The sequence below is a fragment of the Paenibacillus sp. GXUN7292 genome, assembly GCF_050864975.1.
GTDB lineage: Bacteria > Bacillota > Bacilli > Paenibacillales > Paenibacillaceae > Pristimantibacillus.
On the sequence record NZ_JBOZWO010000031.1, the window covers coordinates 1 to 20952 of the forward strand.

Here is a 20952-nt window from a genome sequence, read left to right on the forward strand (position 1 = left end):
ACAATTTTGTTACTTGGGACATTTCTGCACATTGTGTATGAAATTTCATATACAATTTTGTTACTTGGGACATTTCTGCACATTGTGTATGAAATTTCATATACATTGAGACGTTTTGAGGGGGCGTCGGCCCATTCTGTATGAATTTTCATATACAATTGTGTTTTTGGGAGCATTCCAGCGTATTGTATATGAAATTTCATATACAATACGCTGTTTCGAGGGGCGCGGACACGCATAGGGTGGTAGAGTTTCGATATAGGAGAAAAGTGACTGTTTTCGTAGGGCAGGAATCTGCTCTTTTTATTGTGTTAAAATAAGCTATAGGCATACAAACAGGCTTAATCAGAGAGGAGCAGCTGCAATGAGTCTTTCACCGCAACACACATCAGTTGGCTTTATCGGTATTGGCGTAATGGGCAGAAGTATGGCGGGGCATCTATTAGACGCAGGCTATGCGCTTCATGTTTATACAAGAACCGCATCCAAGGCAGACGAGCTGGTTAAGAGGGGCGCAACGCTGCACCATTCTCCCAAAGCGCTAGCAACAGCTTGCGATGTCGTCATTACGATGGTCGGCTACCCGCACGATGTAGAGGAGATTTACTTGCAGGCTGACGGATTGCTTGCACATGCGAGGCCGGGAGCTTATTTCATCGATATGACCACGTCCAGCCCGCAGCTGGCCCAGCGCATTCACGAAGCATGCGCCGCAAAAGGCGTGCATGCGCTTGACGCGCCAGTGTCAGGCGGCGATATCGGCGCCAGAGATGCCAAGCTGTCGATTATGGTCGGCGGAGACAAAGATGTATATGACGCAGTACTGCCGATTCTTCAGCTGATGGGCAGCAATATTGTGCGTCAAGGCGCAGCAGGAGCCGGTCAGCATACGAAAATGTGCAATCAAATCGCTATTGCCTCCAATATGATGGGCGTGTGCGAGGCGTTGGCCTATGCGAAAAGCTCCGGTCTTGATCCCGCTACCGTCCTTCAAAGCATAGAAAGCGGAGCTGCAGGCAGCTGGTCGCTCAGCAATCTCGGCAAGCGCATGATTGACGGCAATTTTGAACCTGGCTTTTATATTAAGCATTTCATAAAGGATATGGGCATTGCGCTGCAATCTGCCAAAGAGATGGGCCTCAATACGCCAGGACTCGCTCTGGCTGAATCGATTTACAAACAACTTGCCGAGCTAGGATATGGCGAGAAAGGCACACAGGCACTGTACTTATATTACACAAAACATGCTAACCAACAAGAATAAACGGCTATCGACTTCCTTTGAACGAGCTCGTTTAAAGAAAAAGGCAGATAAGGGATCTATCCCTTATCTGCCTTTTTTGTTCAAGCACGAAAATCACTGCTGGCAGCCTGCAGCAATTGCATAAGCTGCCTGGCCGTTTGACGCAAATGCTGGCGCGTCCGCTCAGGCTTCATTGCCTCCTCCAGCGTCATAGGACCGCTAACGATCGGAAAGCTCGCTGTTATGCCATTGCTGAACAGCTCACTGCCCGTATTCTGCACGCTGCCGGCCAGCGCAATAACGGGAATGCCTTGCTGAGCTGCAAGCTTGGCGACTCCGAGCGGCGCCTTGCCGCGCGCTGTCTGCCCATCCAGCCTGCCCTCGCCAGTTATGACTAGTGAAGCTCCTGCCATATGCTGCGCTAGGTTCAGGCGGTCAAGCACCAGCTCGATGCCGGATTGCAGCTCGCCGCCAAGAAAGCCGACAAAAGCAGCGCCTAATCCCCCGGCAGCCCCCGCTCCTGGCATGAGGGCGATATCACGTCCGAGAAATCCATTAGCTGCCTCGGCGAACTGGCGCAAGCCTTGATCAAGCTGCTCAACCGTCGCCTGATCTGCACCCTTCTGCGGCGCAAATATATATGCAGCGCCGTCATGGCCATACAGCGGATTATCCACATCACAGGCAATGCGGAAGTGACAGTCCTTGAGCTGCTCCATAACGCCGCTGGCATCAATGCTTGCAATATTCGCTAATGCGGCACCGTTATTCGCAACGGGCCGGCCTTCTTGATCCAGAAAACGCCAGCCGAGGGCAGACAGCATACCGATACCGCAATCATTAGTGGCACTGCCTCCAAGCCCAATAATAAACTGGCGGCAGCCTTGCAGGACTGCATGGCGGATCATCTCGCCAACCCCATAGGTCGTCGTGTGCAGCGGATTGCGCTTCGGCATCGGAACGAGCGGCAAGCCGCAGGCGGCAGAGACCTCTATCACGGCTGTATGATCACTCATCACACCGTAGGAAGCCTGAACAATTTCGTCTAGCGGGCCAGTCACATCAGCTGTCTGCAATACGCCATTCGCAGCGGCAATCATCGCTTCGACCGTACCTTCGCCGCCATCTGCCAGCGGAAGCGAGCACACCTCTGCTTGAGGCGCAGCATCATAAATACCGGATGCAATCGCCTCTGCCGCTTCTATTGAGGACAAGCAATCTTTAAAGGAATCTATTGCAATTATAATTTTCAATCTAGTATCGCCCCCGACAATAATTCCACTTATACAAAAGCTAACAAGCTAGACTTGCTCATTCACAAGCTGCGCTGCTTGCTCAAGCGCTGCAATGACTTTGTCGCACCACTCATCGAATTCAGGATCCTCCGTCTGAAGCTCCGGATGCGCCAAAATATGATTAATCGTCTGCTTCATCCCTTGATCAAGCCGAGTCGTCGCCACAAATCCGGGCACAAGCCGCTTTAGCTTGCTATTGTCAAAAACGACGGAGTGCGCTTTATCTCCAAGCAAGCCTCCTTCATAGTAGCCATTGCTGCATGCGGACAAGAACGAGGAAGACACATGCACGGCCTTCAGCTCGACGCCAAGCGCATCTGCAATAATTTGATAGATTTGATTCCACGTAACGGTCTCATCAGAAGTAATTTGAACCGCCTCGCCTATAGCATGCATATTGCCCATAAGGCCAATAAAACCTTTGGCATAGTCACTGTTATGCGTCATCGTCCATAATGATGTGCCGTCACCGTGTATAATAACAGGCTTGCCGGCCAGCATTCTGCGGGCTACCTGCCATGAGCCTTTTGCTCCGTGCACACCGAGAGGAATCGATCTGTTGCTATAAGTATGGCTCGGCCTGACAATCGTAATCGGAAATCCATGTTCACGGTATTGCTTGATTAAATACTCCTCACAGGCAATTTTGTCACGGGAATATTCCCAATATGGATTGGCAAGCGGCGTCCCTTCATTTACCCGGTAATCCGATAACGGCTTCTGATAAGCAGAAGCCGAGCTTATAAAAATGAACTGCTTCGTTTTGTTATGAAAGAGTCGATAATCACGTTCCAAATGTTCGGGCTTAAAGGCAATAAAATCAGCTACGACATCAAAGGACATATCGGCAATAAGCGATGCTACCTTCTGTTCATCGTTAATATCCGCTTCAATGCTTTTTACACCCGCAGGCAGCGCGTTATTTTTTGAACCACGATTCAATACATACAGCTCGCAGCCTTGCTGCGCCAGCTGCTCCGTTATAGCTAAACTAATCGTTCCTGTTCCACCAATAAATAATGCTTTCATAAGCCACCTCCTATTTTAACTATTCGACACTTGCCTAATGAAACCTGCCCTTTGCTGCTATCCCTATTTCACTAATTATGTTAAATTCACTATGTACATAAACATAAGGATAAACGGATTCCGTCGTCCTTTGGCCATGCGCGATTACCCGGTCATGCGCAGCCTTATCTTTATCATACAGGAGGGTCTTAGATGAAGAAGCTTATAAAATGGTTAGCAGCCCTTTTGCTGATACCAGTTGCTATTATTGTTGTATTTCTTGGCTATGTCACAATTACGGATTATAAGCCGCCTGCACAGATAGCGCTGCCCTTGAATGAACCCATGCTGCCTGCCAAAACAGTCATTACGCAAGGTGACACGCTTACAGCTACTACGTTTAATATCGGCTACGCCGGTCTTGACGAAGGGCAGGATTTCTTTATGGATGGCGGAACCCGCTCGCGCTCAAGCAGTAAGTCCAAAACCGACGAAAACATTCTCTCAATGGGTGGATATTTGCAGGACAAACAATCGGACTTTTATTTGCTTCAAGAGGTGGATATCAAATCCTCACGCAGCTATAAAGTAAACGAGGTTACTATTCTGCGAGATTTATTGCCGCAATACGGCTACGTCTTTGCACTCAATTATAAGGTGCCTTGGGTGCCTGTTCCTGTATTTAAGCCAATGGGCAGTGTGCAAAGCGGGCTGCTCACGATGTCGCAATATGCAAGCCGCGCGCATACAAGATACGATTTGCCGGGCAAAGAAAGCTGGCCTGTTCAGCAGATGGAGCTTGACCGCGCCTTTATCGAAAGCCGCTATCCTGTAGACAACGGCAAGGAATTCGTGCTGGTCAACCTGCATCTGTCCGCCTTTGACGAAGGCGGCGTAATTCGCAAGCAGCAGCTTGAATTTCTCGAAGCTTACATTGAGCAAGAAGTAAAGCAAGGCAATTACTTGCTGCTTGGCGGCGATTGGAACCATTCCCTGCCAGGCACTGATCCGCAAGTATTTCCCGCAGAGCAAGCATGGCCGGAATGGCTTCAGCCTTTCCCTGTAAGCTTTGGTGCGGAAAATTTTAATTGGGGAGTAGACCCTAATACGCCGACTGTTCGCACGCTAGACATTGCTTATGAGGATGGGGTAAACTTTCTCGCTGTTATAGATGGTTTTCTTGCCTCTTCAAACATTGAAATTATAGAAACTAGAGGCGAGCAGCTGCATTTCAAAAATAGCGATCATAACCCTGTAACGATTTCATTTCGTTTGCTTAAGTTTAATTTTTAATGCCGTAGGGCTATATGAGTAAGGAGTTGTAAGCAATGTGGAGTTTAAAGTTAGAACCTATAAGTCGTGCAAATATCATTAATCTGCTTAACCTGCCTGAGTCTGAGGAAGAATGGTCACGTTTGCTGATGGAGGAAGCCGAGCAAGGCATTGACGGCACTGCTATGCGGGAGCAACGGCTTGCGGCTATGTCTGAGCAGCTCTTGCGAATGCTGCCAGACCGCTTTCATCCGTACGTTCATGACGGTACTATTAACCAGCCTAATCTGGAAGCTGCTGTTCGTGAGGATCTGTTGCAATGGTATCAGGAACAACGACAGCAGATTACTGCCTCTATAGAAGGCGCATGGCATGCTGCTGAGTCGCTTGAAGAGCTTGTAGATGAGCAAACCTGCAAGCTGCTGCAAGAAGGCTTCCATGACGGCCAGCTTTTACATCAGCTAAACCAGGCGGATAAGCTGACTTTGCGTTTAACTGCAGGAGGCTTTAATCGAGAACGGTATGTAACGATTCATTTTGAAAATCCGCAAATCGAATATAAAGGAACTGAGCTGCGGATAGGATGCTGGTGGATTTATAGCGAAGTACGTAATATTGAAGGGAAAATCGGTCTTAGAGTCATATGGGATATGCCGGAGCTGGAATGGACAATTATTGCATCTTCAGTAAGTATAGAGTGCTATTATAAACCGAAGGCGTTTGCCGATTTGAATGGTTACGATGTGCAGTCTATGGATGCCTTATTGGCTGTCTTTGCAAAATTGGAGCCTACGTTTAACTATTACCTTTATACGGACACAGAAACAATCGAGTTGCTGCCTACTGCCAAGTGGCAAGAAGGGCTGCCCATAACCGCAAGCGGAGAAGGCTGCTATATGATCGGTGAAGCGGTGTACTGCAAGCATAATAATAAGGAGTTACACATTGCCGATAATAGCTGGGAGCTAATAAAAAAGCTCGTAACAGATGTTTACGAGAATCCTTATGAAATTTTTTCGATCCCGCTGCCTGACGAAGAGCTGGAGGATGCACTATTTGGCGACGATCTTGTGCTTAGAACTAGGGCATGGAATACGCTTTACAATGATCCCCAGCGTCATCCTGACTTGATCAATCGCGGCTTGCTGCATTTAAAGGCGGTCACACCTGATAATGGAGAGCTGATTCTATATGTTTACACCGGACATTTCTCCAGAGCTGGCGTGCTGACGGATTCTACTTTGGCGGAAATGAAGGAATTTTCATAGTACGAAACGGTATGGAAATGTAATGAATGTCAGAAGCACTATTATGCAAAAAACGTTGTTGTCAAAAATCTAACGGAGATAGGCGGCCTTATTTGGATAAAAAGGTGCCTCAAAACGTGGATTATTCACACATAGAGCTGCTAATCTTCGTTACAATTTAAAATGAGCTGTTTTCGTTGAAATAGCGCTTGTCAGCATCGTTAGAATTATTTATCAACAGCCTGAGAATCGCAGGATTTTGTAATTCGGGCATGAAAATGGAAGAAAATGATGCACCTTTCATACTGTTGAAAAACCGCAACAAGTACTTTGCAACAATGGTAAACTCTATTTTGTGGAAGCGCCGATTTTGAAATGGCACCGACCAATTCTGTATGAAATTTCATATACATTTGTGTTTTTTGGGGCATTTCAGCGTATTGTGTATGAAATTTCATTTACATTTGTGTTTTTTGGGGCATCTCAGCTTATTGTGTATGAAATTTCATATACATTTGTGTTTTTTGGGGCATATCAGCGTATTGTATATGAAATTTCATATACAATTGTGTTTTTTAGGGCATATCAGTGTAATGTATATGAAATTTCATATACATGGAGACGTTTTGAGGTGGTGCAGACACGCATAGGGTTATTGAGTTTCTTTATAAGAGAAAATTAGCTGTTTTCATTGAAATAACGCTTTCGGCTTCGTCCGAAAAGTTACTTTTTCAACAGCCTGTATTTCCTGTAATTAGTTTGAAGAAATTTGGGCTTTTAGTGATTCTAAGAGGAAAAACTGCCTTTAGTTTGGCGGAATTCACAGGATATAGGGTGATTCAATAAAACTAGATACATGAAATACATCTAGAATCGTTTATTCAGCAAAAAATGAGAATCTAGATGCATAAAATGTACTTAGCTATCACGAGCATGGATGCAGCACTTGTCCATTCTACATGGCATACTTTTTCAACAGTCAGACCTTTGCATCATTTTTGAGTTTTCTCGATAAAATGGCCAGGAAAACGGGTAATGCAAATTAATCGCCAGCCTTCTTCGTTTCGCCAGATCTATTAAAAGGCCCTGCCTTGCCAGGATGTTTTGTTACATCCCAACAAGGCAGGGTCTCATTTGCTGCAGCTACAGCTAGACTATGCTTTTTTAACAAACTCTGACTTCAGCTTCATCGCGCCAAAGCCGTCAATTTTGCAGTCTATATTGTGATCGCCTTCGACAAGGCGAATATTTTTCACTTTCGTGCCAACCTTAAGCACGCTTGAACTGCCCTTAACTTTCAAATCTTTAATAATTGTAATTGAATCCCCATCTTGAAGCTCATTGCCATGAGCATCCTTCACAACTGCGTCATTCGCGCCTTGATCATCAGCAGCTGCTAGCGTCCATTCATGCGCGCATTCCGGACAAACGAACATGTTTCGATCCTCGTAGGTATATTCGGAACCACATTGTGGACAATTTGGCAAAGTAGACATCTTTATTCAGATCCCCCATTCATCATCATTCACCCTCTATAGTGACATACTATTGATATTCTGACAAATGGTACAAAGGATCGGAAAGAAACGGTACATCGAATAGCACCTTTCCAAATGGATATCCTATAGTAGTCAGCCCTGCTCAATAATTTCAACAAATTTGGTAGCAGCAAGTGAAAGCTGGACGCTTCTCAAATAGCAAACACCGATACTGCGCTTTGGAATAGGCGCAATTAGCGGAATTTCATACAATTGCCGCTTATCCAAATATTCAGCAGCAAATTCCTTGATGACACAAGCTACACCTAGATTTATTTTGGCGAATTCAAGCAGCAGATCATGAGAGCCAAGCTCAAATTCAGGCGCCAGCTGCAGCCCTTGCGAAGCGATATAATTTTCCACATATTTTCTGGAATTGGACTTCGGTTCCAAAAATATAAGCGGCTGCTTCAATATATCAGTCAGTTCCTGAGGCTCTACGCTCAGATGCTTATATTCAGATCCGCATACGAATACATCATGAATATGGCTGCAGGGGATTTGTTCAAGGGAAGGATCGTCAAGCGGGAAATTGCATATGGCAATATCGATACCGCCTGATTTTAAAATGGAGCACAGCTCAAGTGTCGTTGCATTGACGATTTTGAATTTAATATTTGGATATTGATTATGAAACTTCTCCAAAAAAGGCAGTAAATAATAACGTGAAATCGTATCTCCAACGCCGATTTTCAATTCGCCCATCGTTAAATTTTTAAATGCTAATATTTTTTGCTCGCCTACGCCGATCAAATTAATCGCAGAATGAACATATTCAAATAATAGGCTGCCTTCATTAGTCAATGTAACACCTTTGGGGGTTCGGTGGAACAAACGGGTATCAAGCTCGCGCTCCAGCTGCAGCATAGCCTGGCTTACAGCAGGCTGGGTCATAAACAGCTCCTTGGCTGCATGAGAGAAGCTTTCGCACTGACCGACCTTTAGGAAGATCTTGTATAAATCTAATTTACTAACCATATAACCACCCCTTATACCTACCATTTGATATATTCATTTTACTTATACCATTTCCATCGTGTATATTACAAGTAGATGCTTCACACATTCAAGAAATAGGGAGAGATTATAGTGGAAAGAGTAGTTGGTACTGTTGTTAGAGGACTACGTTGCCCAATAATTAATCAAGGCGATTCAATCGAGCAAATCGTTGTAGATAGCGTACTGAAAGCAGCTGAAGTAGAAGGCTTTGCTTTTCAAGATAAAGATATCGTTACATTAACAGAGTCCATCGTAGCTCGAGCACAAGGTAATTACGCCACTGTTGATCATATTGCCGCAGATGTCAAAGCAAAATTCGGAGATGACACAATTGGCGTTATATTCCCGATTCTTAGCCGTAACCGTTTCTCTATCTGCTTGAGCGGTATTGCAAAAGGCGCAAAAAAAATTGTGTTGATGCTTAGCTACCCATCTGATGAAGTAGGCAACCATTTGGTTGATATTGACGAGCTGGATGTTAAAGGAATCAATCCTTGGACAGATGTGCTTACTGAAGATCAATTCCGCAAGCATTTTGGCTACAATAAGCATACGTTCACTGGCGTTGATTATATTGAATATTACCGTTCCATTATCGAAGAAAACGGCGTGGAATGTGAAATTATTTTTTCCAACAATCCAAAAACGATTCTTGACTCTACAAAAAGCGTATTAACTTGCGATATCCATACTCGTACAAGAACGAAAAAAATATTGAATGCTAATGGCGCTGAAAAAGTTTACAACTTGGATGACATCCTGTCAGCACCTGTGAATGGCAGCGGCTATAACGAGCAATACGGCTTGCTTGGCTCCAACAAATCAACGGAGGACAGCATTAAGCTATTCCCGCGCGACTGTCAGCCTATCGTAGATTCTATTCAAGCAAAGCTTAAAGAAATTACTGGAAAAACGATCGAAGTTATGGTTTATGGAGACGGTGCATTTAAAGATCCTGTAGGGAAAATTTGGGAGCTTGCGGATCCAGTCGTATCGCCAGCTTTTACAGCAGGTCTTAACGGCACACCTAACGAAGTGAAGCTGAAATATTTGGCGGATAACAATTTTGCTAATTTACGCGGTGAAGAACTTCAAAAAGCGGTAGCGGAGTATATTAATAACAAGCAAGAGGATTTGGTGGGCGCTATGGAAGCGCAGGGTACAACGCCTCGCCGCCTGACAGATTTGATCGGCTCGCTATCTGACCTGACTTCCGGCAGCGGTGATAAAGGTACGCCGATCGTGTTCATCCAAGGCTACTTCGACAACTATACGAAATAATAAGGATCAGCAGCTTCACCATCCTTTGAATAATGTAATTCCGATGAACTATAGGAGCAGGTTACGGAGAAACATTTACACTTTGCTATATTTCTAAAAATTAAGAGTGCCCCGGAATTAATTGCACAGGCAATTAGATCTGGGGTGTTTTTTTGCCCACTGGCGGGTATCAACGTTTCATTTTGAATGTTGGCTATTTCATTGTATGTCCTGCTCGCTCACACTATCATTCTTTCTAACTTTTATTGAGAAACATTAAATTATAAAGTATAATGGTGTCTAATTAAAGAAGAGAAATATTTGCATATTAATTCGCAGATACTACCTGGCAACAGGAGATTGGGAGTGAAGCTATGAGCACGGCAAATAAAAAAATTGAAATTGGCATAAGCACTTTTTTGGAAGCGACGATTGACCCGGAAACAGGCAAGCCTATGAGCCATGCAAAACGGCTGCGTCAAGCGGTTGATGAGATGGTGCTGGCTGACCAAACTGGACTTGATGTATACGGAATTGGCGAGCATCACCGCTCTGATTATGCTTCTAGCGCGCCAGCGGTTATACTCGCTGCTGCAGCCGCTATGACAAAGCATATCCGTTTGACGAGCGCAGTTACGGTGCTATCCTCGGCCGATCCTGTAAGAGTGTATCAAGATTTTTCCACTCTTGACGGTTTATCTGGGGGAAGAGCTGAAATTATGGCAGGCAGAGGCTCCTTTATCGAATCCTTCCCTTTATTTGGCTACTCTTTGGAGCATTATGATGAACTGTTCGAGGAGCATTTGCAGCTGCTGCTCAAAATTCGCGAAAATGAAAAAGTAAGCTGGAACGGCAAGCATCGCCCTTCCATTCGCGATTTGGGAGTTTATCCACGCGCTGAACAGCAGCCGCTGCCTGTATGGATCGCAAGCGGAGGCAGCCCGGATTCCGTTATTCGCGCCGGACAGCTTGGCTTGCCGCTTGCGCTGGCTATTATCGGCGGAATGCCGGAGCGCTTTGCGCCGCTTGTACATCTCTATAAAGAGGCTGCAGAGAAAGCGGGTCATGATCCGAATAAACTGCAAATTGCTACACATTCACACGGTTTTATTGCTGACACTTCGGAATATGCCAAGCAATTGTTTTTCCCGCCAACTCAAGCGCAAATGAACGTAATAGGGCGCGAGCGCGGCTGGCCGCCATATACGTATGAAGCCTTTGAGGCTGCCTGCAGCCCGCGCGGCGCTTTATATGTAGGTGATCCTGAGTATACAGCGGAGAAAATTATTTTGCTGCATAAAAATTTGGGCATCAACCGTTTCTTCCTGCATATTAATGTCGGCACAATGCCGCATAAGGACGTATTGCGCGCGATAGAATTGCTAGGTACAAAAACAGCGCCGATCGTTCGTCAATATGTGGATTCTTTGTAATCATTTCGTCCATCGATTTCACTCTAACGGTTGCCGGAGGCGCTATTTGGTCCTAAAAACCGCTTTTAAAACTCTAACGGTTCTAGAAACGCTTATTTGCCTCAAATCGGAGATATTGAGCAAAAAATTCACAAATAGCGCTGGTGGCAACCGTTACAAATTCAAAACTGCCTTTTGGGGCTAAATAACACTTCTCACAACCGTTACAATTTCGTCACCGTTTACTCGACCCGTGCAGATGCTAAACCATATAGTCAAAAGTGCCTGCGGCATCGCCGCCGGCACTTTTTTTGTCTTTTCCTGCTAAATTCTGCGCTCTCAACGCTCTTCATTTCGACCGAAGGCTAAAATTGTTTATTGCCAACTTTGTTTCAGTTGCGCTATGGTATAGGCATCTTCAACGATCGAGGGAGAGGAAACTATTGTTCTATACGTTAAAGTCAAAACTGATCCTAATCTTCTCGCTTTTATTAGTTGTGCCCCTTCTGACGATGACCGTCATTTTTACTCAGCATTCCAAAAACAATGTAGAATTGATCACCAAATCGTCCTCCGCTCAAACACTTGAGCAATATGCCGGATATCTGGATATGCTTGGCGGCCAAGTAGAGGATGCTGCCTTCCAGGTGCTCAGCAACCAGCTCATTCAGCGCTGGATCGGCGTCCGCAGCGGAACGCGGATTGAGCCTTCGCAAACCGAGCAGTACCAGCTTAATGCCGAAGTGAAGGAATACTTGTCCCAGGTAACCTTAAATTTAACCAATATAGCCTCTATCTCGCTTAGCGACCGCAACGGCTTTGTCATTGGCAATGATTCCGTATATCACCATGTCAAATACAATAACAAGGACTGGTACAGCTACGTGCTGGAGCATGGTCCTAGCTGGGTTGGCACACATTTGGACCCTTACCAGCCCCATTCCTTGCAAAATATTCCGGTGAACAGTCTGATCATCCCGCTCGTTGAGCTCGATTCAATGACCGTTCAAGGAATTATCAAAATTAATGTGGAATCATCGCTGATTCAGCAGCCTTTGTCCAAAATTGAAATGGAGCAATGGCGCACCGTGCAGCTCGTAAACAAACAAGGGCTTATTATGGCGGGGAATGAAAGCGATTCCCTGCGGTCAGCTGATCCATTCGGTGCACAGCCCGCCGGGCAAGCATTGCTGAATGTGCTCAATAGCCCGCAATGGAGCCATATTTTGCAAAGCGAACAAACCAAAGATGCCTTCAAGCTTAAAAATGATGATGGCACATCCAGCTATTGGTTCTATCGCAAGCTTGATGCTCTTAACTGGATTATTATAGGTGAAATTACCGAGAAGGAGCTGTTTCGCCAAATTGACCAAATGAGCCGTACGATGCTGGCTATTGGACTTGGTCTTCTGCTTTTGACGCTAGCGGCAGCTTACTGGATTTCTGCCAGCATGACCCGACCGCTCAGCAAATTGTCGCAAATGATGAGGCGGCTTGAGATGGGAGATTTTCAAGCAGCAGAGAAGGTAAGTGTTGCCCGAAGAGGCGAAACCGGCTATTTGCTGCATGCCTTCGAGCGGATGGCGGGCCGTTTGAACCAGCTGATTCACGATGAGTTTACACTGAAGCTTAGAAAGCAGGACGCTGAATACAAAGCGCTCTTAATGCAGGTCAATCCGCATTTTCTATACAATACGCTGGAAACGATCGGCGCGCTCGCCGCTCAGCAAAAAACGGAGCAGCTGCTTGATGTAACGGAGTCATTGGGCCAAATGCTGCGCCATTCGCTGAAACAGGATTCGGACACAATTCTTCTGTCTGATGAGCTGCAGCAAATCGAGTACTATACCTTTATTATGGAAACACGCTTTGAAGACAGCCTGTTCTTCTCTATCGAGAAGGATCCTTCCCTGGAGAAGGCAACCATTATGAAATTTATGCTGCAGCCGCTTATAGAAAATGCCGTGAAATACAGCAAGGAAAAACTGCGCTATGCTCATATCCGCATTAGTATGCAGCGAACAAGCAGTGACTTTATGGAGCTTTCCATCTCGGACAACGGCGAAGGCATGAGCGAAGAGCTGATAAAAGAACTAATTACGGTAGCTTACTCTGAGGACCCTGCGAAAGTACTCGGCAGCCCTGGCAGCAAAATTGGCCTTCGCAATGTGCTCGTAAGATGTCGTTTATACTATGGCGAAGCATTCAGCGTGAATATTAAATCACAATTGCAGCAGGGAACAACGATCAGCTTGACGTTGCCTGTCAACGAGGAGGACAGCAGCTATGTACAAAGTAATGCTGGTAGATGATGAGCGTCAAATCCGGCAAGGCTTGATGGCAAAAATCAATTGGGAGCAGCACGGCTTTACAATATGCGGCGAAGCAGCTGACGGCAAGGAAGCATTGGACAAAATAGCGGCATTACGGCCGCACCTCGTCATTACAGATATCCGCATGCCGGTTATGGACGGCGCAGAGCTGCTGAAGCAATGCGCAGCCTTATACCCGGACTGCTATTATATTGTCTTATCCGGCTATGAAGAGTTCAGCTATGTGAAAGCCGCAATGAAATACGGAGCTAGCGACTATTTGCTAAAGCCGGTTATCCGCAAGGAGCTGGCATCTCTCTTACAGCGCATAAAAGAAGAACTGGATGCGAAGCAAGCGGAGCTTGCCAAGGGAGAAAAGCTGAAACACGAGTTAAATCAGCATACAGAGCGGCTGCGGGAGCAGTTCTGGCTGCAAGCGGTACGCTCCGGCTCCAGCGCCGCTGCATGGGTAAGTGAAGGCGAGCGGCTTGGCCTAAGCGAGCTTCTTCATGCGGAGGCATGGGTATGCTTCGCCGCTGTCGAAATAGGGGATGCCCGGAGCAATCATCCCCCTTCCAGCGTCAGCCAGCAAGCGCAAGGAGCTCCCGATCCGCTGCTTCTGTTAGCCGCTTATTTGACAGCCGCCGAGCTGCTTGAGCAGTGGCATGACAAGGCCTATGTGTTCCGGGACTCTGCCATGCCGCAGCTGCTGCATCTTGTCTTCAAAACAGAGCCCTATGAAACTGCCGCCTTGCAAAGCTGGCTAGAGAATGAATTCCGCATTCAGCTCGAAGGCATGCTCACCATAACACTGAAGATCGGAATTGGTATAGCTGTACAAGGCCCTGAGCAGTGGAAGAAGGGATTTACGTCCAGCCGTTTGCAATGGATGCAATTCGCACAGCAAACGCCTTCTGCCGGCAAGGCTGCCAGTGCCGAGCTGCCGCCGCAGACCGAAAAGCAGCTTAGTCAAGCGATTGAGGAAGGAAACCGGAGTAAAGCTGTACTGCTTATTCAGCAGTTGACTTCACTAAGCAGCCTGCCAACGCTGCAGGAGCAATCGGTACGCATGCTGCGCCTGCTATTGCTGCTGGACAGCTTGGCCCACAAGCACGGAATAAAGCTGGAGGAAGCCGAATTCATGCTTGGCGGACTGCCCGAAAGCCTGTGGCAATGTGTTTCACAAGGAGAGGCAGGCACTTTTTTCACCGAAATAATGGAAACGATCCTATCTGATATAGCTAAAAACCAGCAAAATAACGGCCAAGACGTCATTCAGCAGGCAGCTGCTTATTTGCACGAGCATTATGCGGACGAAACAATCAGCCTCACTCATTTGGCCGACCGGTTTCATTTGCATACCACCTACTTATCTGAGCTGTTTAAAAAAACAATCGGTAAAAACTACCGCGATTATTTAACCGAAATTCGCATCGAAAAGGCTAAACAGCTGCTCGAACGCGAAGATATCCGAGTTACAGATATATCGGGCCTTACCGGCTTTTCAAACCCGAATTATTTTAGTCAGGTGTTCAAAAAAGTAACAGGCTTCAGCCCATTAGAGTACCAGCAAAACCGAAAAAAATGAAGATGATCATCCGAAGCAATTGAAGGCGGAGCCTTAGGGCTTCCCCCTATAATGTACTTGTAAGCGTATTCAACTAAATGACTTAGGGGGAATCAAGCATGCAACGTAAACGTTTATTGCTAGTATTAATTAGCGCGCTACTGCTCATACTGACGGCTGCCTGCGGCAACAGCGGTACCACTGGAAACAGCCCAAATACGAGCTCAAACACGCCTAAAAATAATGAGAGCAATGCCACGGGCGGCAAGACTGAAACGGATACGAAAAAGAAGGTTACGCTCGATTTTGTATGGTTTACAGACGGTATTGAAGGCGAAGTCATGAAAAGCATCATTAACCAATATACCGCCGAAAACAGCCATGTTACGATCAACTTAATTGAGGTTGCATACAAGGATCTAGAAACAAAGCTGAAAACGATGATTGCGGGCGGCAAACCGCCAGCGCTATCACGGATGACTAATCCGGGAGCCTATATTAACCAAGCGCTGGATCTGTCCTCCTATGTAGGCGATGTTGAAAAGTTTATGGAGCAATTCGCATCATCGGTTAAGCCTTACTACTACATCAACAACAAGCTCGCTGCAGTGCCAATGGACGTAACGGCAAACGGCCTCATTTACAACAAGACCCTATTCGACAAAGCGGGCGTCAAAGTACCGCAATCGCCTGAAGAGATCTGGACATGGGATGAGTTTTCACAGTCGCTTAGACAGGTAATCGATAAGGGCGGCGCTAAACACGGCATGGTATGGGATTTTACACCGCATCGCTGGTCGACACAGCTTTACCAATTCGGGGGCAGCATTTTCAATGAAGACGGAACAGCTGCTGCTATCAATGATGAGAACGGCGTTCGCGCTGTAGACTATTTTATTAAACTGCATAAAGACGGCCTAATGCCTGAGTCGGTATGGCTGGGCGGCGAAAATCCGAATAACCTGTTCCGCACAGGCACGGTAGGCGCTCACTTCTCTGGCAACTGGATGATTAGCAACTACAAGGATATCGATAATTTTGAATGGGGCATTACGTATATGCCAAAAGAGGTTCAGCGTTCCTCCGTTCCAGGCGGAAAATACGTAATGGCGTTCCAAGGCTCCGGCGTGGAAGACGAAGCCGCTGCTTTCATTCAGTATCTATCCTCCAAGGAAGTAAATGCGAAGTATACGAGCGAGTCTCTGTTTATGAGCCCTCGTATTGATAATGCAAAGCTTGATTATGAATTCGGATCGGATATGTTTGCGATTTTTGCGGATGAGCTGCAAAATACGCCTGCAAGTGCAGCCATGGACTGGTCCAAGCAAGAAATTATTCCTAAAGTTCAAAATGAAATTCGCGACAGCATTGTGGATGTATTAACCGGCGGTAAAACTTCCAAGCAAGCTTTGGATGAAGTTGCTGAAAAAATTAACGCCGCAATCAAAGAGGCTGCCAAATAGGCAGCCTTTCTTCACAAAACTCGAAGGAGGGCGACTATGGAGGCAGCTGTTCACAGCAGTTCCAATAAACCGAAGCGTATGCACAAATTCAAACAGCTGATAACGCCTTATTTGTTTGTTTTGCCTAACATTATCATTTTCAGCGTGTTTATTGTCATCCCGGCTATATTGGGGTTTTACTATTCCTTGCACAAATATGACGGGCTCAATCCAATGAAGTTTATTGGCCTTGATAACTATAAATCTATTTTATCCAATTCGCAATTTTGGGAGGTGCTCAAAAATACTTTCCTTTATGCAGGTACAGCAGTGCCGCTGCTGTTTATCTGCTCGCTGGGCATTGCGCTGCTTCTTGCGCAACAGATTCGCTTTAAAGGCTTGTTTCGCGCCGTCTACTACTGGCCGGTTATGATTTCCTTTATTATCGTCGGTCTGACATGGAAATGGATCTTTGGAAGCAGCTTCGGCATACTCAACTATATTCTGGGAGGGCTGGGGCTGCCGGAAATCGGCTGGCTGACTGATCCGTTCTGGGCGAAAGTATCCGTCGTGGCAGCAACGCTATGGTCGCGTATCGGCTTCTATATGGTTATTTTTATAGCCGGATTGCATTCCATCCCTACAGACTTCTATGAAGCAGCCCGCATTGACGGGGCATCGCGTTCCCGCATATTTTTCAAAATCACGCTGCCGCTGCTTAAGCCGACGAGCCTGCTTGTGCTTATTCTAACTGTCATTGACGCTTTCAAGCAGTATCCGCTTATGTATGCTTTAACGAGCGGCGGTCCAGGCAAAGCAACGACTTATATGGTGCAGTACATCTATGAAATCGGCTTTGAAAAGACCGAGCTTGGCCTGGCAAGCGCCATGTCTGTCGTTCTGTTTACCATTATCGGCACGTTCGCATTCGTGCAGTTCAAATTGTCCAAAGGGGGAGCATACGATTGAGATCGAAACCATTTACGTACATCACCTTGTCGCTGCTGTCCATCGTATATATATTCCCTGTGTTCTGGGTCGTCGTTTCATCCTTTAAGGGCAAAAATGAATTGTACAAATGGCCGCCGTCCATATTCCCTAGCCATTTTACGTTTGAAAACTATGAAATAGCTTTTAAGGCCGGGAAATTCGGCTTGCTGTTTATGAACAGCTTATTCGTTACGATTGTGTCTACCCTGCTGCTGCTGCTGATCAACTCGATGGCGGGCTACGCTCTGGCAAAATACCGTTTCCGCGGAGATACGTTTATTCTGATCGCTTTTATTTCTACGCTTATGATTCCGCTCGAGGTTATTATGATCCCTATCTTTAAGGTGATTAGCAAGCTCGGGTTATACAACTCGCTATGGGGGATTATTATTCCTCCGGCTGCAACGCCAACCGGCGTATTCCTGATGCGCCAATATTTGCTTACGATCCCTAATGAGCTGCTGGAGGCAGCGCGTATAGACGGGGCGGGCGAATGGAAAATTTATTGGCGCATCGTGCTGCCGATTGCCCAGCCTATTATGGCCGTTCTCGCTATCTTTTCCTTTATGTGGCGCTGGGATGACTTCCTCTGGCCGCTCATCGTGATCAGCGACCCGAACAAATATACCGTACAGCTGGCAATCTCCAACTTTATCGGACAATATGACGTGGACTGGGGCAGTCTGCTTGCGATGACCGTTGTAACGATGGTTCCGGTGCTTGCTGTGTTTTTAATGTTCCAAAAGCACTTTGTGCAAGGGATGGCCACTACAGGAATGAAATAAGGAAAGGACAGAATATCCGATGCTGCATACAACCGTGAGCTACAAACCGTATCAAACAGGCCAATTCAGCCCAAACGGGCATAATAGTGCTGCAAAATCTATCAATCGCTGGTTAATAAGCGGCCCTTTTGAGAAAAAAATACAATTCGAGCCTGTTACGATGACGGGCGAAATTAATACTTGGCTGCTGGAAGGCTTCTCTATTCACGAGAATCCTTGCAGAAAAGAATATGTTGAGGAGCGGCGCAAGCAGCCGCCTCAATATCCTTTCCAGCTAGAAATGCCGGGCCCAGGCGCTGCTGTCAGCCATGAGGGCGAGCAGCAAAGCTGGACCGTCTATTGTCCTTGGGACAATCCAAGAGTCGATCATTCCGGCTTTTGGTTTGAGCCGACACTGCTTACCACTTATGCAGCGACGCAAATTGAATATGATAATGCCGGACGTTACAAATTTAGTCTCCGCACCTGTGGTGCGGTCACGCTGTGGGTCGATGGCACATTAGTTATAGATTTTGTATCGTACAAACGCAACAAAGTGCAGCAAACCGAATTCGAGCTCGAGCTTGAGCAAGGCGTGCATTTATTTGAAATACGATTTGAGGATTTGGCGGAACGGGATACCGAGTACTACTTTCAGCTGGATGAATATAGCACTAGCGAGCCCTCCATCCTGCTTCCGATTGCACCTGAACGGTCAGAGCAGTGGCTGCAGCTGGAGCTGGCGCTTGAAGCCAGCTACTTTGAAAAGGAGTCTGTCACGGACGGCTTTATCGCGCTTCAGCTGGATAATCCTTTGCACGAGCCGATCCAGGTTGACGTGACATGGGGCAATTTCTTTGACGGCCAGCAGAAGAAGCAGATTATGCTGCAGCCGGGCATGAAGCAGCTTGAGCTAGGTCATACAGATGAAATCGGTATGGGCTATCATTACTTTACGCTCGATTTCTGGCTTGACGGATTGAAGCTGAGCAAGCGAATTGGAATGGAGGCTTGCATAACGCTAGACCCGCCTCCTGCCTCGAACACGATCAAAGAAAGAAAGCAGGCTGCGCTGCGCTTTATTGCGGATCAAGGCAGCCAAAATATTCATACCGCCGTTGCGCAGCTGCACATACATGGTCCTTCTGATCAGACGATGGCTATTTTGTACGAAGGCATGAAACGAATTCATGCGCGCGAGGATTGCTCTGATTTTTATTTAGCGGGATTGTTCAAGCTTTGGAAGGAATACAAAGGCAACGATTATGATTCGTATTTAACCGGTCAGTTCTGGCAGCAGGTGAAGGAATGCATGCTTTCCTTCCGCTATTGGATCGATGATCCAGGCAGTGATGTTATGTGGTTTTTCAGCGAAAACCATGCTCTGCTATTCCATGCCTGCGAGCTGTTTGCCGGACAGCTGTTCCCGGATGAGCGCTTTAGCAACAGCGGAAAAACCGGCAAGGAGCATCGCAAGCAAGCTGAAAGCCGGTTAGCCGAATGGTTCGAGCGGTTCTTTGAAGAAGGTCTTGCAGAATGGAATTCTAATGCCTATATTCCTGTCGATGCGCTAGGGCTTCTCCATATTTACGATTTGGCCGAGTCGGCTGAGCTGCGGCAAGCGGCCAAGCGAGCGATGGATCAATTGTTCTATTATATAGCTGTTCATGCGCATGACGGACGGTTGATGACGACTTTTGGCAGAAGCTATGAAAAAGAGCTGAAAGGACACAATGTAGCCGGCACCTCCTCGATGTGCTGGATTGCTTATGGCGAAGGCATATTGAATGGCTACTCCTTAAGCAATGTTATTTTCAGCCTTTGCTCATACGAAGCTCCTGCTGACTACGCTGCTTATCTAAAGCCTGCCGGCAAAGGCTTCATCTTTGAGTATGAGCAAGGAAAAGACGGTTACGCACGCTTGTATCACTATAAAACGAAGGATGGCGTCATGTCCTCCATTCAAGATTTCCGCCCGGGGTATGCGGGCTATCAGGAGCACATCGTCCACTATGCGGCATCGCCGTACGCACAAGCTTGGATTAACCATCCCGGAGAGCTTCATAGCTATGGAAGCGGACGCCCAAGCTTCTGGGCCGGCAATGGCACCCTGCCAAAGGCTGCGCAGTTCAAAGGACTTGCCGTCTTGCACTATCAGATCAATCCGCAGCATGATGCCGGATATACGCATCTTTTCTTGCCAGTCGATGAATACGACGAGTGGTTCAGTCAGGGCAACTGGCTGTTTGCCCGCAAGGACTGCTCGTATATCGGTGTTTGGACGGCAAATGGCATGAAAATGACGGAGCAAGGCGCTAATCGAAGACGGGAATGGGTATCAGACGGGCTGTTTAATACATGGGTGATGCGCTGCTCCAACGTAGCAGAAGCTGGGAGCTTCCAGCAATTCGCCGCAAGTTTGCTTGCTGCTGGAATTGAGAACGAGCCTGGCCTTCATATCCGCCTGCAGGATCCCGAATATGGCTCAGCAGAGCTTTATTGGGAACATGGCTTTACCGTTAACGGTCAAATACAGAAGGTGGACGGAGCTGGCGTAATGGGACGGCTCACGATGTTGGATGAGCAAACAAAGGAGTGAAAGC

General features: G+C 46.7%; 15 protein-coding genes. 11 read left to right on the forward strand and 4 right to left on the reverse strand.

The features are described from left to right. Positions 1 to 316: 316 nt before the first annotated feature. On the forward strand, positions 317 to 1264 hold the full coding sequence (locus ACRRU2_RS21020; protein WP_331702694.1) for an NAD(P)-dependent oxidoreductase: 948 nt from the start codon (positions 317 to 319) through the stop codon (positions 1262 to 1264). Positions 1265 to 1344: 80 nt separating this feature from the next. Here ACRRU2_RS21020 and ACRRU2_RS21025 read toward each other — a convergent pair whose 3' ends face one another. Both ACRRU2_RS21025 and ACRRU2_RS21030 read right to left on the reverse strand, forming a co-directional pair. Further along, positions 1345 to 2496 (reverse strand): glycerate kinase, encoded by a 1152-nt coding sequence (locus tag ACRRU2_RS21025; RefSeq protein WP_432504748.1) that lies wholly within the window; start codon positions 2494 to 2496, stop codon positions 1345 to 1347. A gap of 48 nt (positions 2497 to 2544) precedes the next feature. Beyond that, positions 2545 to 3567, reverse strand: a complete 1023-nt coding sequence (locus ACRRU2_RS21030) for an SDR family oxidoreductase (RefSeq protein WP_432504750.1) — start codon at positions 3565 to 3567, stop codon at positions 2545 to 2547. A 192-nt stretch (positions 3568 to 3759) separates the two neighbouring features. Here ACRRU2_RS21030 and ACRRU2_RS21035 point away from each other — a divergent pair, with 192 nt between their 5' ends. Together ACRRU2_RS21035 and ACRRU2_RS21040 are read left to right on the forward strand one after the other, a co-directional pair. Then, the gene (locus ACRRU2_RS21035) at positions 3760 to 4839 is read left to right on the forward strand and encodes an endonuclease/exonuclease/phosphatase family protein (RefSeq protein WP_432504752.1); all 1080 of its coding nucleotides are present in this window, start codon (positions 3760 to 3762) and stop codon (positions 4837 to 4839) included. Positions 4840 to 4874: 35 nt separating this feature from the next. Further along, a complete protein-coding gene (locus ACRRU2_RS21040; protein ID WP_432504753.1) occupies positions 4875 to 6086 on the forward strand; it encodes a DUF4085 family protein in 1212 nt (403 codons plus the stop codon). A 1133-nt stretch (positions 6087 to 7219) separates the two neighbouring features. Here the strand turns inward: ACRRU2_RS21040 and ACRRU2_RS21045 are convergent. Together ACRRU2_RS21045 and ACRRU2_RS21050 are read right to left on the reverse strand one after the other, a co-directional pair. Further along, positions 7220 to 7561: a zinc ribbon domain-containing protein YjdM gene (locus tag ACRRU2_RS21045; protein ID WP_331697340.1), complete on the reverse strand. Its 342-nt coding sequence runs from the start codon at positions 7559 to 7561 to the stop codon at positions 7220 to 7222. Between the two features lie 135 nt (positions 7562 to 7696). Further along, positions 7697 to 8581 carry a LysR family transcriptional regulator gene (locus ACRRU2_RS21050; protein WP_432504755.1) on the reverse strand — a complete coding sequence of 295 codons (885 nt, stop codon included), beginning with the start codon at positions 8579 to 8581 and terminating at the stop codon, positions 7697 to 7699. Between the two features lie 111 nt (positions 8582 to 8692). Here ACRRU2_RS21050 and ACRRU2_RS21055 point away from each other — a divergent pair, with 111 nt between their 5' ends. The 8 genes from ACRRU2_RS21055 to ACRRU2_RS21090 all read left to right on the forward strand — a co-directional run bounded on the left by ACRRU2_RS21055 (position 8693) and on the right by ACRRU2_RS21090 (position 20948). Next, a complete protein-coding gene (locus ACRRU2_RS21055; RefSeq protein ID WP_432504757.1) occupies positions 8693 to 9883 on the forward strand; it encodes a coenzyme F420-0:L-glutamate ligase in 1191 nt (396 codons plus the stop codon). A gap of 353 nt (positions 9884 to 10236) precedes the next feature. Beyond that, positions 10237 to 11295: an LLM class flavin-dependent oxidoreductase gene (locus ACRRU2_RS21060; RefSeq protein WP_432504759.1), complete on the forward strand. Its 1059-nt coding sequence runs from the start codon at positions 10237 to 10239 to the stop codon at positions 11293 to 11295. Between the two features lie 422 nt (positions 11296 to 11717). Further along, the gene (locus tag ACRRU2_RS21065; RefSeq protein ID WP_432504761.1) at positions 11718 to 13586 is read left to right on the forward strand and encodes a cache domain-containing sensor histidine kinase; all 1869 of its coding nucleotides are present in this window, start codon (positions 11718 to 11720) and stop codon (positions 13584 to 13586) included. Further along, positions 13561 to 15174, forward strand: coding sequence for a response regulator transcription factor (locus ACRRU2_RS21070; protein WP_432504763.1), 1614 nt, complete (start codon positions 13561 to 13563; stop codon positions 15172 to 15174). Before ACRRU2_RS21065 ends, ACRRU2_RS21070 begins: the two co-directional genes overlap by 26 nt. A 98-nt stretch (positions 15175 to 15272) precedes the next feature. Further along, a complete protein-coding gene (locus tag ACRRU2_RS21075; RefSeq protein ID WP_432504765.1) occupies positions 15273 to 16616 on the forward strand; it encodes an ABC transporter substrate-binding protein in 1344 nt (447 codons plus the stop codon). 36 nt (positions 16617 to 16652) lie between these two features. Further along, complete coding sequence (locus ACRRU2_RS21080; RefSeq protein ID WP_432504767.1) at positions 16653 to 17564, forward strand: carbohydrate ABC transporter permease; 912 nt, start codon at positions 16653 to 16655, stop codon at positions 17562 to 17564. After that, complete coding sequence (locus tag ACRRU2_RS21085) at positions 17561 to 18370, forward strand: carbohydrate ABC transporter permease (RefSeq protein WP_331697348.1); 810 nt, start codon at positions 17561 to 17563, stop codon at positions 18368 to 18370. The genes ACRRU2_RS21080 and ACRRU2_RS21085 overlap by 4 nt, the downstream gene beginning before the upstream one ends. A 19-nt stretch (positions 18371 to 18389) precedes the next feature. Continuing rightward, positions 18390 to 20948 (forward strand): hypothetical protein, encoded by a 2559-nt coding sequence (locus ACRRU2_RS21090; protein WP_432504769.1) that lies wholly within the window; start codon positions 18390 to 18392, stop codon positions 20946 to 20948. Positions 20949 to 20952 lie beyond the last annotated feature (4 nt).

Coding starts and splice junctions, on each gene's coding strand:
- ACRRU2_RS21030 (WP_432504750.1), bottom strand. CDS start 3,567: ATGAAAGCATTATTTATTGGTGGAACAGGAACGATTAGTTTAGCTATA.
- ACRRU2_RS21035 (WP_432504752.1), top strand. CDS start 3,760: ATGAAGAAGCTTATAAAATGGTTAGCAGCCCTTTTGCTGATACCAGTT.
- ACRRU2_RS21040 (WP_432504753.1), top strand. CDS start 4,875: ATGTGGAGTTTAAAGTTAGAACCTATAAGTCGTGCAAATATCATTAAT.
- ACRRU2_RS21045 (WP_331697340.1), bottom strand. CDS start 7,561: ATGTCTACTTTGCCAAATTGTCCACAATGTGGTTCCGAATATACCTAC.
- ACRRU2_RS21050 (WP_432504755.1), bottom strand. CDS start 8,581: ATGGTTAGTAAATTAGATTTATACAAGATCTTCCTAAAGGTCGGTCAG.
- ACRRU2_RS21060 (WP_432504759.1), top strand. CDS start 10,237: ATGAGCACGGCAAATAAAAAAATTGAAATTGGCATAAGCACTTTTTTG.
- ACRRU2_RS21070 (WP_432504763.1), top strand. CDS start 13,561: ATGTACAAAGTAATGCTGGTAGATGATGAGCGTCAAATCCGGCAAGGC.
- ACRRU2_RS21075 (WP_432504765.1), top strand. CDS start 15,273: ATGCAACGTAAACGTTTATTGCTAGTATTAATTAGCGCGCTACTGCTC.
- ACRRU2_RS21080 (WP_432504767.1), top strand. CDS start 16,653: ATGGAGGCAGCTGTTCACAGCAGTTCCAATAAACCGAAGCGTATGCAC.
- ACRRU2_RS21090 (WP_432504769.1), top strand. CDS start 18,390: ATGCTGCATACAACCGTGAGCTACAAACCGTATCAAACAGGCCAATTC.